The organism is Pseudomonas sp. QLc11A (assembly GCF_052112305.1).
Lineage (GTDB): Bacteria > Pseudomonadota > Gammaproteobacteria > Pseudomonadales > Pseudomonadaceae > Aquipseudomonas > Aquipseudomonas laurylsulfatiphila.
Genome location: NZ_JAVAJJ010000106.1, coordinates 1 through 237 on the forward strand (window position 1 = coordinate 1; position 237 = coordinate 237).

At 63.7% G+C, this 237-nt stretch carries 1 protein-coding gene; it reads right to left on the reverse strand.

The genetic code is table 11. The features are described from left to right. Positions 1 to 237 (reverse strand): immunoglobulin-like domain-containing protein (locus tag Q8X48_RS30100; protein ID WP_407802707.1); only part of this gene is annotated, 237 nt, incomplete at both ends.

Genomic DNA, 237 nt, shown 5'->3' on the forward strand with positions numbered 1-237 from the left:
TCACGATGGTCGGACCGGTGTAAACGTCGTTGCCGACGCTGACCGGCAGGCTGCCGGAGCTCTGGCCTTCGGCGATGGTGATCACCTTGCCGCTGTCCAACGTCACGGTCACCGGACCGTTCTGCGCAGTGACCGGTTTGCCTTGGGCATCGGTCAGGGTCGCGGTGTAGGTGATGGTGCCGTTTTCATCCACGCTCGGGGTGGCGGTCAGGGTCACCGTGGTGGTGTCGTTGACAT